Origin of the sequence: Chroococcidiopsis cubana SAG 39.79 (assembly GCF_003991895.1) — a bacterium.
Classification (GTDB): Bacteria; Cyanobacteriota; Cyanobacteriia; order Cyanobacteriales; family Chroococcidiopsidaceae; genus Chroococcidiopsis; species Chroococcidiopsis thermalis.
The window spans coordinates 1-16,168 of the sequence record NZ_RSCK01000084.1; the positions used below are offsets into that span (position 1 = coordinate 1).

20 protein-coding genes and 1 pseudogene are annotated in these 16,168 nt (G+C 42.7%); 6 read left to right on the top strand and 15 right to left on the bottom strand.

The annotated features are described in order from the left end of the window. Positions 1-74: 74 nt before the first annotated feature. From DSM107010_RS29405 to DSM107010_RS29430, 7 genes are all read right to left on the bottom strand, one after another. The gene (locus DSM107010_RS29405) at positions 75-335 is read right to left on the bottom strand and encodes a DUF4278 domain-containing protein (protein ID WP_127024573.1); all 261 of its coding nucleotides are present in this window, start codon (positions 333-335) and stop codon (positions 75-77) included. 3 nt (positions 336-338) lie between these two features. Beyond that, entirely contained in the window at positions 339-623 is a 285-nt protein-coding gene (locus DSM107010_RS29410; protein ID WP_127024576.1) for a hypothetical protein, read from the bottom strand. A gap of 22 nt (positions 624-645) precedes the next feature. Next, complete coding sequence (locus tag DSM107010_RS38840; RefSeq protein WP_158631890.1) at positions 646-795, bottom strand: hypothetical protein; 150 nt, start codon at positions 793-795, stop codon at positions 646-648. Between the two features lie 77 nt (positions 796-872). Further along, positions 873-1,730 carry a hypothetical protein gene (locus DSM107010_RS29415; protein ID WP_199755809.1) on the bottom strand — a complete coding sequence of 286 codons (858 nt, stop codon included), beginning with the start codon at positions 1,728-1,730 and terminating at the stop codon, positions 873-875. Positions 1,731-2,087: 357 nt separating this feature from the next. Beyond that, positions 2,088-2,957: a fatty acid desaturase gene (locus DSM107010_RS29420; RefSeq protein WP_106171040.1), complete on the bottom strand. Its 870-nt coding sequence runs from the start codon at positions 2,955-2,957 to the stop codon at positions 2,088-2,090. Positions 2,958-3,067: 110 nt separating this feature from the next. Continuing rightward, positions 3,068-3,373, bottom strand: coding sequence for a DUF4278 domain-containing protein (locus DSM107010_RS29425; protein WP_106171043.1), 306 nt, complete (start codon positions 3,371-3,373; stop codon positions 3,068-3,070). 258 nt (positions 3,374-3,631) lie between these two features. Next, the gene (locus DSM107010_RS29430; RefSeq protein WP_106171049.1) at positions 3,632-4,531 is read right to left on the bottom strand and encodes a hypothetical protein; all 900 of its coding nucleotides are present in this window, start codon (positions 4,529-4,531) and stop codon (positions 3,632-3,634) included. Between the two features lie 407 nt (positions 4,532-4,938). Between DSM107010_RS29430 and DSM107010_RS29435 the strand changes: the two genes are divergently transcribed. Continuing rightward, positions 4,939-5,823 carry a LysR family transcriptional regulator gene (locus DSM107010_RS29435; RefSeq protein WP_127024582.1) on the top strand — a complete coding sequence of 295 codons (885 nt, stop codon included), beginning with the start codon at positions 4,939-4,941 and terminating at the stop codon, positions 5,821-5,823. 76 nt (positions 5,824-5,899) lie between these two features. Here DSM107010_RS29435 and DSM107010_RS29440 read toward each other — a convergent pair whose 3' ends face one another. The 4 genes from DSM107010_RS29440 to DSM107010_RS29455 all read right to left on the bottom strand — a co-directional run bounded on the left by DSM107010_RS29440 (position 5,900) and on the right by DSM107010_RS29455 (position 9,261). Continuing rightward, positions 5,900-7,168, bottom strand: a complete 1,269-nt coding sequence (locus DSM107010_RS29440; RefSeq protein WP_127024585.1) for an MFS transporter — start codon at positions 7,166-7,168, stop codon at positions 5,900-5,902. Next, entirely contained in the window at positions 7,165-7,914 is a 750-nt protein-coding gene (locus DSM107010_RS29445; protein ID WP_106170580.1) for an HAD family hydrolase, read from the bottom strand. Before DSM107010_RS29445 ends, DSM107010_RS29440 begins: the two co-directional genes overlap by 4 nt. 83 nt (positions 7,915-7,997) lie before the next feature. Next, positions 7,998-8,564: a DJ-1/PfpI family protein gene (locus DSM107010_RS29450; protein ID WP_106170578.1), complete on the bottom strand. Its 567-nt coding sequence runs from the start codon at positions 8,562-8,564 to the stop codon at positions 7,998-8,000. Between the two features lie 25 nt (positions 8,565-8,589). Further along, positions 8,590-9,261 carry a cupin domain-containing protein gene (locus DSM107010_RS29455; RefSeq protein ID WP_158631891.1) on the bottom strand — a complete coding sequence of 224 codons (672 nt, stop codon included), beginning with the start codon at positions 9,259-9,261 and terminating at the stop codon, positions 8,590-8,592. 436 nt (positions 9,262-9,697) lie between these two features. Here DSM107010_RS29455 and DSM107010_RS38845 point away from each other — a divergent pair, with 436 nt between their 5' ends. Continuing rightward, complete coding sequence (locus DSM107010_RS38845; RefSeq protein ID WP_158631892.1) at positions 9,698-9,841, top strand: hypothetical protein; 144 nt, start codon at positions 9,698-9,700, stop codon at positions 9,839-9,841. 31 nt (positions 9,842-9,872) lie between these two features. Continuing rightward, positions 9,873-9,971 (top strand): annotated as a pseudogene (locus tag DSM107010_RS43205) (aspartate racemase); the annotation flags it as partial. On the opposite strand, the gene DSM107010_RS29465 reads toward DSM107010_RS43205, so the two are convergent. The 4 genes from DSM107010_RS29465 to DSM107010_RS38850 form a co-directional block, all read right to left on the bottom strand. After that, positions 9,958-11,661, bottom strand: coding sequence for an alpha/beta hydrolase (locus DSM107010_RS29465; protein ID WP_127024588.1), 1,704 nt, complete (start codon positions 11,659-11,661; stop codon positions 9,958-9,960). The pseudogene DSM107010_RS43205 and the gene DSM107010_RS29465 overlap by 14 nt on opposite strands. Positions 11,662-11,970: 309 nt before the next feature. Then, positions 11,971-12,156: a hypothetical protein gene (locus tag DSM107010_RS40935; RefSeq protein ID WP_106167631.1), complete on the bottom strand. Its 186-nt coding sequence runs from the start codon at positions 12,154-12,156 to the stop codon at positions 11,971-11,973. A 271-nt stretch (positions 12,157-12,427) separates the two neighbouring features. Then, positions 12,428-12,811 (bottom strand): GNAT family N-acetyltransferase, encoded by a 384-nt coding sequence (locus DSM107010_RS29475; protein WP_106167632.1) that lies wholly within the window; start codon positions 12,809-12,811, stop codon positions 12,428-12,430. A 532-nt stretch (positions 12,812-13,343) separates the two neighbouring features. Beyond that, the gene (locus DSM107010_RS38850; RefSeq protein WP_158631893.1) at positions 13,344-13,481 is read right to left on the bottom strand and encodes a hypothetical protein; all 138 of its coding nucleotides are present in this window, start codon (positions 13,479-13,481) and stop codon (positions 13,344-13,346) included. Between the two features lie 552 nt (positions 13,482-14,033). Here DSM107010_RS38850 and DSM107010_RS29480 point away from each other — a divergent pair. The 3 genes from DSM107010_RS29480 (at position 14,034) to DSM107010_RS29485 (ending at position 16,154) form a co-directional block, all read left to right on the top strand. Further along, positions 14,034-14,663 (top strand): hypothetical protein, encoded by a 630-nt coding sequence (locus tag DSM107010_RS29480; protein ID WP_199755812.1) that lies wholly within the window; start codon positions 14,034-14,036, stop codon positions 14,661-14,663. A 248-nt stretch (positions 14,664-14,911) separates the two neighbouring features. Further along, the gene (locus DSM107010_RS38855) at positions 14,912-15,076 is read left to right on the top strand and encodes a hypothetical protein (protein WP_158631894.1); all 165 of its coding nucleotides are present in this window, start codon (positions 14,912-14,914) and stop codon (positions 15,074-15,076) included. Between the two features lie 49 nt (positions 15,077-15,125). After that, complete coding sequence (locus DSM107010_RS29485) at positions 15,126-16,154, top strand: DUF1822 family protein (protein ID WP_106167634.1); 1,029 nt, start codon at positions 15,126-15,128, stop codon at positions 16,152-16,154. Positions 16,155-16,168 lie beyond the last annotated feature (14 nt).

Consider the following 16,168-nt stretch of genomic DNA (forward strand, 5'->3'; position numbering starts at 1 on the left):
CACCTGTTCATCAGTCTGCTTCTCTAGTTTACAGAGTCAACTGAAACTATTACACCTTATTTAATCCACGATCCTTAGACATTTCGATTGATTAAAAAGGTGATGCCCTGATATATCAACTTGTAGTAAGTTACACCTCGATACATCAACTTATGAATTGCTAGTTTTGCAGGCACTTCCGCAGGTCGGGGATGAGGAGCGACACAATACGTTACGCCACGATATCTGCGGCAATCGGCTGTGTTAAATTCACGCACTTGACGCAATGGACGATCTGATTGAGCAGAAGAATGACGGTCGTATGGTATGCCACGGTAGCAAAGTTTGAGTTTCATATTTCACCTCTCGATTAAAATGACGTGAATGCGAACTGCTATTCTTGCTTGGCGATAAGTAATACTGCTACGCGATCGCGCAGCTCTGAACTCAAAACCTCGAACTAAGCGAGCTTTTGCTGTTGCTCCCAGATTTTGCCCCGTGCGATCGCCTAAAATTTCCCCAGTATATATCCGTTGTTCGACCGCGCTAAACTTCTGAATTGTTGAGGGTTCGCTAGTCAGAAAAGAAACAGCGATCGCTACTAAAAAAGAAAGAGGAATTGAAACAATCCCTGAATTAATCAAGGGAAAAAAGCTTTAGGTTAGTTCAAAATACTGACTTCAACCAGCGCCGATAGTATTTTTCTTGTCTTGTAATCGCTGATGTCAATAAAGCTTCTAATTGAGAGGCAATGGTTTCATCTTCTATCATCGGGCGATGTTGCTTCTTGGCATGGTCGCGGTTGCTCCGACTCATAGCTTCATCCCTCTATTTCTTATCTGCTATGAGTTTTACACCATCTCAGTCTGACTCTTGACAAATGTTTAGTAACCTTAACTTGTGACCGGTGCGCTGATGCAATCATCCAGTTTGTAGAATTCCTCTATGCGAGACAAAATAAATCTTTCCCCAACAGTTAGAGGCTCAGATGTTCCTAAACATTTTAAAATTCTGTCTAATCCTAGATCGCGGGATTTCTGCTTGCGTAGTCGTCTAATCCTCTCCCAATCTTGCGGCAACTGCTGAGGAGCTTCGGGTGAATCAATTTTCTGGTTTAGATTTTCAGGATTCACAGTAAGAAGAGTTCCATCGCTAACTTCGACAATTACTCTAGAGTCTTTTAGCTTTACTATTCTGCAAAGGCAGCAATTGTATTTTTCCTCCTGATCTTCGAAACTGATTAAAGTGAAGATCTCACCTACTTGGCAATCCTCTTGTGCAACTACTTGGCAATCCTCTTGTGCAACTACTTGGCAATCCTCTTGTGGAAGTATTGTGCGCTTTTTTTTGTCCTGCACGACATTATTCTCTTGTTTGTACTGCTTGACAATATCTTTGATGAAATCAGCAGTTATATCTTTACTAGAGGCTTTTGCTTCTTCTACGACTTTTTTCCATACCTGCCGCTGCTGCTCGGGATTTAAGCTAAATAAATGCCTAGCTTGCGCCATGTTGATAGGAAGGATATTCGCAAAAATCTGAATTGAATTTTTATCAGGTTGATTTTGAGAACAATCTGTTCTCATCAAATTGTCCATCAAAGGAGGAAATTTAATCAAGTAATCGGCGTGACGGCGAGTAAATCCATATTTTTTTTGGCAGTAATCTTCAAATGTTCTGTGCGTCGAACGAAACAGCTTTCGATCTCGGATTTCGGCGAGTGCTTGACCCCAGCCATAGTAGGCTTCCAAGGATTTCTGCTTGAGATACGATTCCAACCGCTCGCGATCGCGTTGATCTTCTGGGGAGAGTGGTTGTAAAATTTCTTCTTGTTCTTCTGACTCTTGTTCGTCTTGGGAAAGGGGTTTTGACTGCTCCGCGCGCTCTTCTGGGGAGGGTGGTTGTACAATTTTTGCTTGAGCAGCTTTAGGTAATAAATTGCTGAACTCGCCCTGAGAAGAAGATTCAAGAGAAGAGGATTCAGTAGGAGCTAATGGAGTTGAGTCATCAAAATCAAAGTTCATATCGCTTGCCTGATTACTTCTTTCTTATTCCTAAACAAAACCAAGAGAACCGATGCGGTGCGCTTTAACCAGATTTGTATTTACCTATGGCGGAGTGAGAAAAGAAACCGCAACTCCACCTGTAAAAGCATCCAGGGTACTATCTTCTAATACTGCTTCTCCCTGTCCAGAGAATAACCGACTAGTTCGATAGCGATGATAGTTGCTAACTAACTGCGGTAGTGCCAAGAATCCACCTGGTTGTTCTCCAAACACCTGTTGGTGTGACTGAGGTGATTCGTGCCAGGGACAACGCTTATTGTGATGATAGGCGTTGTGATAGCCATAGTTGAGAAACAAAAGATTTAACCAGGGATATTTTACTGAGACTAGATTAGAAAAGGTATGAGCTTGCTCGTAGATGCGATCGCGCTTAGAAATTTCTTGCCCGATAATAACGTACTCGAAAGTGTGGTGAAAAGCATCGGCAAAGCGCATGATATTGACAAACGAAATGTACGCGATCGCATACAAGATAACTGCCTTCCCAGAAAACCAACCTAAGAGAACAAATACTGCCGTGCGGTAAAGCATTAACGCCAAACTTCGACCGATTAGATAATATTTTTTCGGCTCAAAAAAGGGAGCAAGGATAATTTGCCAACGCAGTTCAAATTCAAATAGTGGAAAATACAACCACTCAAAAATAATGTACGTCCAGCGTTTCCAGGTTTTCTTGCTATTAAGATGAGCAGGAATATCAAACCCAACAAAATCGGCGTGATAGATGTGATGGTTGAAATGATGCGCTACCAAGTCTTTCCAAGTCGCATAGTAAGCTCCGTTAAGATGAGTCATCACTTGACCCCAGAGAACATTTAGCTGGCGGTCTTTAAAAATGTTGCCGTGAATAAACTCGTGGGTAAAGGTTGCTGAAAGTATTAAAGCATGAACCAGTATAATAATGTCAACAATATTTAGTAGGTAAGGGAATACCGAACCACAGTATTACAGATGCGAATGGTATGCCAGTAGTAGCAGTTACTACTCTAAGGTCAAAGCTAAATGTTCAAAGCGAATATTTATCAGCTTAATACCAATTTTCGCAACGTAATCAGCCATTTTAGAGAACAGTTTGCAGATGAAGTAATAGCTATAACCTTGCCTTGTTCGTTTCGATTCACCGAATAAGTCATTCCTCGATAAATCAATTCATAAGCTGCTGGTTTTACAAAAACTTCACTCTGCTTGATATTGGGGTCAACACGATAGGTGACTCCACGATAACTCAAGTTATATGCTGCTCCAGCTTCACGAACTTGCTGGAATGGACGATCTGGAAGCTTGTCAGGATTGCGCTCGTATATCATGGCGCGATAGATGAGATTCATGTTTTGCCTCTTAAACGTATAGTGCGCGATCGCAAATTGCTATTGTTGACAGATGATAAAGTTTCCTCGTCTTTTAGTCTGAATTTATGGTTGAGAGACAGTTTTTATTTTTGTCAATCAGCTTATGCCAAGTTAAATTGATTTCGCATTTATCTGATTGGGGTTTGAGAGCATCTAATGCTGTTAGTAACTTCTCAATAATAAATTCAGGGTGTGCGTATGCTTCTTCAAGTGTCAGAAGATATTGCCGCTCTATTCTCAATCTTCCACGCGGTAATAGTTCTCTATCCAAGATAACAAGCCTTCTTCCACAGGAGTTAAGTCAGTTTGCTTGACTAAATTTTTGAGAAGGTTATCTGCACCTCGATCGAGTGGATTTACCTTGCGTAGTCGTCTAATCCGCTGCAAAATTTCTAGTATCTGCTGCTGAACATCTGGTGAATCAATCTTCTTCAAGTTTTCTGGCTTCACAATCAAAGTCCTATCGTCTACTTCAACAGTTACCGTCGAGTCTGTTAGTTCTGTTGCGACCGCCCAACAGTCGTTATATTTCTTTTCCTGACCTTTGAATCCGACTAAAACAAAGATATTGCCTACTTGACATTCATCTTGAACTGGCAATAAGGGCTTTTGTTTACGTCGTTTGATAACTTTGTTAACGATAGAGCTGCTGGGAAGTCCGCCTCCAGCTTCGTCTACACTTTCTGCCCAAACATCCGCCTGTTCTTTTGGCTCCATACCTGCTTTGCCTATATCTCGTAGCTGGCGCTCTCTGGTCGGCATGGGAATTTGCCGACCAATGGTCGGTAAAAATTCCTCAATATTGTCGTAAACTTTAGCTGCATTAATTTTTAGATAAACAGCATCGCTACTTAAGTCGAAGCGATCGCGGCAGTATTGCTCAAACGTTTTATGTGTAGAGCGATACAATCTTTTGTCCTTCAATTCGGCTAGCGCCTTACCTGCCTGGCGGAACGCCAGCTCTACCTTCAACTCCAATCGCTCGCGATCTCGTTGTTCGTCGGAATTTAGTGGGATTAAAGTATCTGCTTGTGTCGCTTCTATAGCGATCGATGTACCCGACTCAACTAGAGGAGCAGATTCACTAGACTCAACTAGAGAAGTAGATTCATTTGCTACAAGTTGTTGGGAAATCATAAGAGATTGTGGAGTTGAATTATACTTCGGATCGATAACCCCAACGCTTCTCGCAAAGCTGTCGAGGTAATGAATTTATTACAGTGCGATCGTCAAGTAGGGATCGAGGTAAGAGATAAGAGGTAAAGCGATTTAGTCGATAGGAAATTAGAAGTAAATTCTCGCTGCTTTTCAACTTGCCCCTACATAATTTTCAACACTTGAAATCGAAGTGCAACACGTACTTTTTACTAGCTATTAGCAACAACTTAGATTGCAATTGAAACTTGTAGAACTAGACAAGTTTCAATTGCTCTGAAAACAGAGCTTCAGAGATGAGAGACAGACAGTTTTCTGTCTCTTTCATCTTAGGTAGAGTTAGTATATAAATCAAATTATATTTTTTAGATTTAGCTATAAATATATTTATGGTAAGTTTTGAATGGTATCGTAGTTTCATGGCGGTTTACCGAGTTGGTACAGTTTCGGGTGCCGCGCAAGTGCTGAATCTGACACAGCCAGCTGTCAGTCAGCATCTTGCTGCCTTGGAGAAGGAGCTGAAAATTTCTCTGTTCCAAAGAACCCCAAGGCGTATGATTCCAACCCCTGGTGGTATGCGACTCTACAATCAAATTGCCGATTCCATCGAACAGCTTGAGTCAGTAGTTAGCAAAATATCACCAGCTTCTATGTCCCAAATAGTTCGGCTCGGTGCGCCACAAGAGTTTTTTATGGAAAGGATTCTTGGTAGGTTACCTAAGAGTGATGATAACTACTATACGGTGACATTCGGGCTAGCACAGACTTTGATTAAACAATTAGTATCTGGCAACCTCGACCTAGTAATTTCCACACTCCAAATTCAAAAGTCTGAGATAGTTTATCAACCCTTATTTGAAGAAAAATTTTGGCTGGTCGGACCAAAAGATGTAAACATACCAAATATCCCCGATGCCTCCAATGAAGGCTTAATTACTCTCGAAAAATGGCTGACTACGCAATCAATTATTTCTTACAGTGAAGAGCTACCGATTATCAGGCGTTTTTGGCGTACTGTATTTGGCAGAAGGATTGCTGTCGATCCAAAACTAATCATTCCCGACCTCAGAGGCATTCGTCAAGCTGTTGAATTGGGGCTAGGTATCAGTGTTTTGCCTGACTATTTATGTGAGAATTCGGTCGAGGAAAATCGCTTTACACTAATACTAAATCCTAAGAGACCTGTAATGAACGTTATTTGGCTTGCTTTCAGAAAATCAGATATTCACATGCAAAGAACTCAATTTTTTCTAGAATTGTTGAGAAGAACATAATGTAGGTGTCAGGACACGTTCAAAAAAGAGCTAGTTTGAGCGGGCTTTTCTATGATTGTCACCCCATAGATATTGCTCAGAGCGTGCTACTATTTTTCCTGTTTGAGCAAGAGCTAGAACGCGAGCTGTTATGCTTTAGATTTAAGCCTTCGGAGCGGAACAATGGGATTGCTACCAGGGTAGCTACCAGTTCGACGGCGACAAAGACTCCCAGCGCTGCATTGAAACCGAGCCTCATGGCCTCGCCAAAAAGGAAGCTACCAATACCAAACCCAATAAATAGAATGAAAACATTGAGTCCCATCGCTTGCCCGCCGCGTTTTCCGTTCAAGGTAGTGACAATCCCAGCTAGCAAAGGCTGTGTCAGATCGTAGCCGAGTGACAGGCTTGCTACCGCCCCAGCAGCAACTACCAAAGGAATATCAAACATCAGAATTGCTGCTGAGACTCCGGCAATTCCAAAGCCCAACGGTATCAGCTGATTCCGCCCCCATCGATCTGCAACTCGCCCGATGATTGGACCGAGCAAGAACCCTGGAACTCCGTACCCAAGGAGTGCGAAACCGATGCTAGCCGACCCCAGACCGTAGCGCTCTTGAAAGTACAGACCGAGCCACGTATAAACTCCTGAGTGAAAAACTCCGTTAAGAAGCACGTATGCATAGGTTCGCTGTCCCCGCCCAGACCCAAGCAATTTCTTGAATGTAGCAAATAAGTCGCGAAAATTGCTTGCGGTTGATGGCGTTGCGTCTCCCAATAGATGCTGATACGGTAAGAGTAGCCACAGAACAAAAGCTGCAAAAAGACTAACTCCGAGGAAAATCCCACGCCAGCCGACGAGTGGCTCAAGTAAAGCGCCAAAGGTTGAACCGAAAGCCATACCGCCAGCCATTGCCCCAAATATCCAACCGAGCGGACGACCGCGCCGTTCGTACGGAAAGAGATGACCGATCGAGATCAACGCTAGTGGAATTACACCGCTAGCACCTAGCCCAGTTAGAAAGCGCCAGAAAATCATTTGTGAGGCGGACTGTGCCGTTGCTGTCAGGCAGGTCAAAATAACAAAGGCTAGGAGCGAGGTTAGTAAGATCCGCCGTCGTCCGATATAGTCCGAGAGTAAGGCGTAGATGAATGAGGCTATCCCATAAGGAATTAAGTATGCTGGAATCATCAGACCAATTGTCTGATTGGAAATCGCGAATGCTTGAGAGAGTTGAGGAATGAGCGGCGCGATCGCATATGCTTGAAAAAAGATCGAGAACGTTGCGGCAACAAGAATCCAAAGCAAACGTTCGTGCCGCTCTTGGCTTTTTGTTACAGTTAGTGCGTTTTGTAATCTAGTCATTGGTGTATCACCTCCAATTGATTTTCCAGAAACTCTGGTAGACTGATGCTAATGACAGAGTTTTCTTTAGCAATGTGAAAATGGTCGGGCGCGTTATATCCCCAGGTTGCCCAGTAAGCGCTATATCCAGCTTTCTGGGCTTCCACCACATTCAGAATGTTGTCATCGAAGAAGTGAAGGCAGTGAGGGGGAATCCCTTGGAGGTGTGTAATCTGGCGTAAAGCTTCAATTTTTACGTTTTGTTCGCCAAAGATTCGGCTTTCATCAAATTGAATTCCAGCACTGCTCAATATTTCCCTAACCGATTTGCTATCTTTAGCAGTCACTATATATGTAATAGGTATGTCGAGCTGAGATAAAAACCTTTCCATCCCTGGATATAAACTGTGATGATGCAACCATTCTGCCGATTTCTCCTGACGGCTCCAATGCCTGTACTCGGTTACTTGCTTTATGAATCGATCGACAACTTTCGGTGCGATCGCCGCATAAATTGCTTGGAAGTCATTTTGTGAGATGATGGGAGTCATCAAGTCAACCAATGGAACGATAAAATGACCGAGATGTTTGGCAAAGTTTCGGCAGTGTTTGAATCGTTCGACAAATTCGACTGGTATGGATGCTAGTCCTTCGTCGCTAAAGGCAGATAAGTCCTTACCGTAATGTCCGTTCCAAGTGACTAGAATACATTCATTCAATCCGTCGCAAATTAAGCCATCAAAATCTAGAGCAATTACTTTTTGCATTGGTATTTCTCCAAAGCCAGTCGCCTAATGGACGACTGGCTTGTGTATTAGAATTAGAAATCGTTACTGGCTACTCCGTGCAGTTAGCCGAGCGTAAGTTCTGGCGTTTTGGTAGTTGTATTAAGCTTTTCAACCGCCGTAAAGACGGCTTTCATGAACTTTCCGACCTGACCGTAGTAAGAACAGGTAATGATGTTGCCGTCCGTTACCACATCTGCGTCGATGACATTGGCTCCCGAATTAACCATGTCATCGACCATACCGACATAGGCACAGACAGTCCGACCTTTAAGAACTCTAGCTGAAATCATGATCCAAGGACCGTGACACAAGCCAGCGACAATCTTTCCAGTTGCGTTCATTTGAGCAACGAACTCTAAAACTTTCTTGTCTTGCCTGACGCGATCGGGTGCTTCGTGTCCTCCAGTGAGAATCACAACGTCATACTTGCTGACGGACAAATCGTCAAAGGAAATCAGCGGGTTAGCAGTCTTATCTATCGGTAACGGCACCCCGTATTTACCGCTGACTGAAGTTCCTCCCTTAGTTGCAACGCTAACTGCGTACCCTTCTTCTTTTAAGCGGTAGTAAGTGTAGACCACATCGTGATCTTGAAAGCCAGGTCCGGTAATGATAACTGCGTTATACATTTGTCTCTCCAATTAGTCGATTGAATTACAGATTACGAGCGATGGTGAAGTAGAAATCGTCTTTCTCTAAGGAAGAAATAGGTAAAGTAGTACCTGGAAATACTTGAATATCCTGAGCGATCGCCTGATTCAATCCCAAGGAAATAATAAAGATTAAGTTGCGACGGCAAACAATGTCCCTCCCTGCTTCAATCCCAAAGCGGTATTCGTTGTGAATGCAACTCGTTCGGATTTTGGCATCGGCGATCGAATTGATTTGTTCCATCTGGGTTAACTTGCAATCTAAAGTTTGCTTTTCGTAGAAGTGACCTTGCCGCCCATACTTGTCTTTGGCTCTAATGAGATCGAACTTGTTGCGAGGGGTTTCGATTTCTACTAATTTTAAAGGGGAATTACCAACGTTTTCAGTAGCATGGAAAGTACCTTTGCGAATACGAATAAAGTTCGTTGTTTCAAGCGCATGAGATTCAGTTAAAGTATGAAATCTTGCCTTACCTTCCAGACACAAGAGTGCAGTCTCTTTACGAGGGTGACAGTGCATTGATGTTGATTGCCCAGGTAAAATGTCTAATTGCCAGATGTCATAAAAGTTGTCAGCGTAGATTCGATATTCACGTCCCCACGGTTTTTGGATGAGTCCGTCTAAATCCAAACTTGAGTTAAATTGTTCAAAGTTAAGCGATACACCTGATGCCATTGATTTATCCAACAAATTTAGATCTTTTTTAGAAAAATTAATTGTCTTCTCGCTCCCGTTACTTTTTCTCATTGACGGAGCAAGTTTAATAGTTGACTCCATTTTTCCTCTTTTTTCTCTAGTTTAAAGTTCTATAGAAATGGGAGATGGCTGCGATCGATGATGAAATTGGGTAGTTTTGAAACTCTTACTTACTAGCCCTTTGTCTCTCTAAATATCTATCGGATAATTCAGATAAATTTCGCGATTTTGTGGACGATTGTTGAAACTTGTTAAAGATGGTCATATGCTGACTGAATGCACGATAGAAGCTAGGATGTTGAGTGCCGTAAGTGCAAGACAGATAATCGCCAAAAGCAACTGCCACAGTCTTTCTCGATAACGTGGGTCTAAAGCACATCCATAGTAGATTAAACGCAATATGCAATAAGTCACCATGCAGCCAATTCATCGAGATTTTGGTGCGATTGTCGCCGATCCCTCCATCATTCCCGAAGCAGTCGAGCGGGCAGTTCGTGTTCTGAGTGGCGATCGCCGACCAGATCTATTTTTGGTGTTTGCCGTTAAACATGAGGTGTAACTGCTACGGCTGTTTTTTGGCTGAGGACTATTGTCCCGACAACACCATCCACCAAGCACTACCCAACATTGAACCGCGATCGCCATTACCTCGGCTGCACGTTGCCCAAGTTGTCGCTACATCAGCCGTCGAGTGTAGGGTTTAACGCTGTTGCTTGCCCAGTCCCATAACGGGAAGGGAGCGAATACCAGTAAAAGCAAAATGCATGCGCTCAAATTTAAGCTTAGCCTGTCTTCTAAATTTTTGGATAGGTCGCTTGTGCTAAGTGTTTTCACCAGTGCAAGCTGGATGGGTAATTGATTGATTGTTTTTACATAGTTTGCACTGAGATAGGAGCGATACTGTTGTTGATTCATCAAATACGTCTTAAAAAAAGCGGCGTTAAGTGCCTTAAGATACTGATGCATAGGTATAGGATTAGTCCCAACAACGAATGGAAGAACCGGAATTGCTTCATTTGGAGAGGAAGCGAGCGCAGAAAAATGAGTTGCACCCGTTATGAGGGCTAGATATTTATTAGGTGTTGTTAGCCAAGTGAAGGGTTGAATTTGTTCAGGTAGAGTGGGCGCGATCGTATCTGCACTGCTCGCAACAATCATCGTTGGCACTCTAATTTGACTCAGCCCAGCTTGCCCAAAGATTGCACTGCTAAAAGGGTTGATTGCGATCGCGGCTTTAATTCGAGGATCGGACAAATGGGAAGGCAGTTGAGGGAGTTGGGTTGCCCCGCATTGCAGCAACAGCGACAGATTCAGCGAATCTTGAGACGCTTGACACATAGTTTTGAGATGTTGCGCTTGAAACGTCGCGCCCGCAACGGCTAAAGCCGTGTATCCTCCAAATGACTGCCCAACAATCCCTACGCTTTGCAAGTCTAATCGCCCCTGAAGCTCAGGATCGAAGCGAGATAACTGCTCCAACTTGTTCAGCAACTTGCTCACATCTATCGGACGATCGAGAAATTCTTGTGGCGAGGTAATATCTCTCACTCTTCCAGCTAGCAGCATTGCTAGCTGATTTGAATCACTCCCAGAATGTTCTGGAACGACAACAGCAAATCCATAAGAGGCGAGATGTTCTGCTAAGTAGGCAAAACTGAAGCGATCGGAACCCAGCCCGTGAGAAATGACTACAATCGGATGTCGTGTTCTTGAATGCGGAAGATAGAGATCGGTTGGAATTTGTCGATCGCGCTCTGGATCGCTCAAAGTCAAAGTTTGCTTCTTCCAAGCCAGTCTTCCGGGTTGCCGCAAGTTTTCAGATCTTGAAAGGTCAAAGGGAAACTGTGCCTCTAGCGTCGCTTTTTGATTGACAACCATACTTGCATCGTTGGTCTGATTCACAAACTGATTCACTTCTCCAACCAAAGCAAGCGCTTTTTCAAGCTTGATGTAAACGGTTTCAGAAGGAAACTGTCGTAGAACCTCTAAAGGCGTGAATCCTTGTGGATTTCTCGCGGCTAGAATCATGGCATCTCGTAGGGCATGAAACTCGGATGCGAGATCGTCAGTTTGAATCACCTGCGCTAAGCGCCCTAGCAGTTCCTCTCCAATCGGGGTGTGTAGAAACTGAGAAACGGCAACAGAATTGAGTGGAATTTTAGTGGATAACAATTGTTGCAATTGAGCGAGTTGCTTTGAATTGATTCTGGGAGCATAATCAGCGAATTTGCTGTCAATTTGACCTGTGCGAGCATAAGTTTCCAAAAGTGAGAGCGGAATTGAGCTTGATAAACAACTATAGGACACTCCAATCCGTTCTGCACTTCGCGCAGGACGGACGACAGTGACAACAAGCAGGACGCATGATAATATGAGCATTAATTGCCTAATTAACTTGCTGTCAAAAAGATTCATTGTTCTAGCCTAAATATCTTATAAAACTCATTTGGGAACTCTGGTTGAAACCTGACGGGGTGACAAACAGAGCTAGGATGCAGAGAGAATTAACTTCATAACCCATAGACCGCATTGATAATACTTACGTTTGTGAGGATTTAATCTCATCAGTGCGGCGATTAATTCTCTACACGGCTCACTCCTGCAAAAGCTTAACGGAAACTGCTATCTAGAAATAACACATCGAAAAAATATTCTCCATATAGCACTCTCATTAATAAACATCAGTTACTAAAAAACTGCTCCAAGTGCAGCTAAGGCTAGCAAGCAGCTGGTGAAAAATACTAGCTGTACTTGCCTTTCTTCAGGATGATTTTGGTTGTGGCATAGGATGTAAACAGTTAAGGCGAAAGCTGCTATTGCTAAAGGTGGGGAACAGATGAAAACTAATAGGAAAGGCAAGATGATTTTTAGCATAGTTGTGGGGAGTTGAAGAAGGTGATTTTTATACAGGAAGAGCGATCGCACCTTTATTAAAAGTTAATTATTAGGGTGCATTGTAGGTCTTCAAGCTTTCCTTGCGCTTTACTTCGAGCTGCTAAATACTCTTTGTAAAAAACCCTGTAACAGTTCTACTGAAACTGAGAATATTCAATGTTTTCTACAAACCGCATTCTCAATTTTGTTTTTATAATTCGGTTGGAAGTAAGATTGGCAGGCATGGCAAAAGCCACAATCCGATCTAGTTTTAGTTCCTCAAAGCATGTTTCAAGCTTGATTTTGCTACTTCTACACCCAGCCCTTGTTTGTGGTAAAGCAGATCTAGAACATAACCTAGCTGAGCAAAAGGGGAGCGATCGCTTAGGTAAAGCCCAGAACGACCAATGAGCTTTCCTGATTCCTTGTGAATTACTGCAAGCGGTCCGAAGTTATACTCTTGCCAATGCTTTATGTAACTATTTAATTCTACGAGTACTTCTGATTTTGTTCTGACTCCTTTGTCAATATAGCGCATTACTTCAAAATTGCTGTATATCTGATAAACAGCATCGAAATCTTCGAGAGCAAAGAGCCTTAAGAAAAGGTGTTGTGTCTCCCAACTCTTAGACTTCAGGAGGTTGACTAGACTCATATTTAAGTTCCTTTGAAGTAGTTGAATTCTAATTGTTTAAAAAGCAAGCTTTGAATTAGTGGACACAGAACTCATCAAAGCTGCATTAGCAAAAGTAGTAATTTGGTGCAATCGAGAACTACTTGTGTCGTAAAAGCTTATAGGCTTAGAGTCCTTTTGACAACCGAAACACTCTTTTTGGCTAACACTATGGAAATAGCTATTAGCAATCCTTGAGAAATGTAGAGCCACTGCTGGGAAACAATTTCTCCCAACAAACCCATAATTATGTAGATTACCAAGGAGACCAGAGACATTAAGGTACTAAATAGCAAATATACTCTTCCTTGATAATTGATATCAGTACTATTTTAAGCCTCAGTGAGGTAGAGTACACGCACTTGAATTGTGAGACCAATTAGGTAATAACCTAAGATAGCCAGTACTGTGTAAATAACCTTACACCGATGAATCAACTTGAAAAGCCGATCGCTAAGTACTATCACAACTGCCACAGAGTTTGGCTTACGATTCAATCTATCTACAGACTTGCTCAACTACGACCTTTCGCATCCCGCACAGTTAGTGCAGGAGGTCTAATATTTGATCCTGGTAAACTAGCACCAGTCGTTGCAAGCATTGCAAACATTGCAACGATCTTAGCTTTGATTGCAGCAATCTTAAATTTCATAAATTACTCCTTTTTGTGAATGTTAGACAATCGGCATCAAGACAATCAGTCTTTCTATTTGAGGTGGGCGAATTGAGCTTGCTTTGTAGCTCCTCCTCAACTGTTCATCCCTCCATATATGTATCGGACGTGGGCAGAGAAATTTCGCACTTGATTTAAGAATTATCTATCTGTAAATTATCCGTTAATGTTGATAGACTATGAGAGCAGGTTTAAATGGGCGGAGCGCGTTCCAGTTGCCTAATCAACGGATAATTGACAGGTGGAAAATTTTTAGGAGAAAACTGCGAAATCTTTTAACTCAACCCTGATAGATGAGTATTAGACTGAATTCGTCTAGAGCCAAAACATCAAGTTATGGATTTGCAACAGCAGGAGTAAAACCAGTGGGACGGTGTGTTCATAATAGGGAGAGCGACTGTTAAGGAGGCTTGCGCTTTGGCTAACTGCAATAGTGAAGATAATTTAAGAGAATGCTTTCAACAGCTTGTTGCCGAAGCTTGTTCGTACCCAGCGGACAGTCGTGAGCGGCGGAAAAAACTCAACAAGATAGTGAAAGACGTCACGAAGTCTGGCAAACTTTGGAAAAAGAACGAATTTTACTATCACGATGCCCTGCAAGAAACTTGGAAGTATTGTTGCCAGAATATAGAGAAGTATGACCCCAACCGTGGCAGTGTCATTAATTGGATCAACTATTATCTCAAACGGCGACTGCAAGACTTTCGCATAAAGGAAGATTCGTTAAACGCTAGAACCGAGCCTCACTTTACGTCAAAAGAGACTGGGGAAATAATTGACCCAGTAGATACATTAAAAGCTTCCCCCGATATCCCACCGATGCTAGAAGAAACCAGAGACTGGGTACAAACTGATTCTGACGGAGTGTTACGCAACACCATCTTTAGAAAACGTCCTGAAATCAATGCCCAAGTCTTAATCCTACTAAGAATCATACCAATAGCCGAATGGGAAAATTTTGCCTGGGAAAATGTTACTCCCCAATTTCAACCTTGGGCATTGACTGGAGGTAAGCCTCAAGGATTTGCTGAGGCAAAGGAGTGGGACAATATTTGGGCACAATTTGAACTGAATAAAGCAGAAAAGCTAGATTTACCCAAGTTCTATAGCCGTAGATGCTTCCCCTTGTTGCAAAATTTTGCCAAGGAGCAGGGATACTGACATAGACGATAGTGCTGAAAATGATAGTGCTGAAAAGGACAGGAAGAATCACTCGAACAAGAAGCATTCTAGTAAGGAGCAGGGATATGACATAGACGATAGTGCTGAAAATGATAGTGCTGAAAAGGACAGGAAGAATCACTCGAACAAGAAGCATTCTAGTAATGAATAAAATTCCAAATTGTGCCAACGTAATTTTTGAATTTTTTAGAAAATGAAAGGCACATTTGAACTAAAGGAAAACTGCAATGGTTTACAGCATCGATACAATCAAAGCAAAATTAATCCCACTGTCTATTACTCAAGCAGCAATCGGAAAAGCGCCAGGTTTTTTCAACACTTTCGCTGTGTATGTAGTAGATGGCTATTCTATCACCGTAGATGCCTCCCCTTGTTGCGAAAATTCTGCTTAAAGCAGAGATATATGGAATGGAGGCACATTTGAACTAAAGGAAAACTGCAATGGTTTACAGCATCGATACAATCAACGCAAAATCAATCCCACTGTCTATTACTCGGGCAGCACTCAAAAAAGCGCAGCAATTTGCCAGCCTTCAGCCTACAGCAGAAAAGCAGCGCCAAGTATATTACAACACTTTGGCTGTGTGTGTAGTAAATGACTACATGCAGATGATGCAAATTCCCACTGACTTGCAAGCCAGCGATAGTTGGAATCAAGTTCTACGTCTGGCTGCCGATGTAGCCGACCTAATGTTGCCTGGATTGGGTCATCTGGAATGTCGTGCCGTCACACCAGAATCCTTGCAATCGAATACACCAATTTGCTACATTCCACCGGAAGTACCAGATGACCGAATTGGCATAGTCGTAGTTTCCCTAGAGCCAGAATTTCAACAAGCTACTCTGCTTGGATTCAGCAAAATAGTAGAAACTACTGAGTTAGCCATTAGCCAGTTGCAAACCATTGATGATTTACTTGAGTACCTAGAAAGCCTAAGTGAAACTCACCAAGCAACTGAAACTAACAAAACTCCTATCGTGGCGTCTGAAACTCACAAAACAACTGAAACTAACGAAACTCCCATCGTGGAGCGGTTGAGTCAATGGTTTGAGAAGCAGATCGAGACAGGTTGGCAGAGCGTTGAGTCCCTACTGTCTCCTCAAACGGTAAAGATGGCGTGGAGTTTTAGAGAATTTAGAGAAGCAGTGACAATAGGGGAAAAAACCGAACGGATTGATTTGGGTCGCCCACCGATGCCACAATTAGTGGAACTAGTAGTGAAATTTCCCCGAATCCCTACCGACGAAATGGAAGTTACTGTGGGAGTGCAGCCTTATAACGATCAAACCTATCTACCAGAAGGGCTACAGTTGGCAATACTGGATGAAGGGGGAGCAACAGCGATGGCAGTTAGTACCGAAGGGGCTAACAAGAATATTCAATCGCGGTTTAGCTGTGAACGGGAAGAACATTTCAGCGTGAAGGTAACGCTAGGGGATGTCAGCGTCACCAAGCATTATGTCATCTGAAGGAAAAAACAATT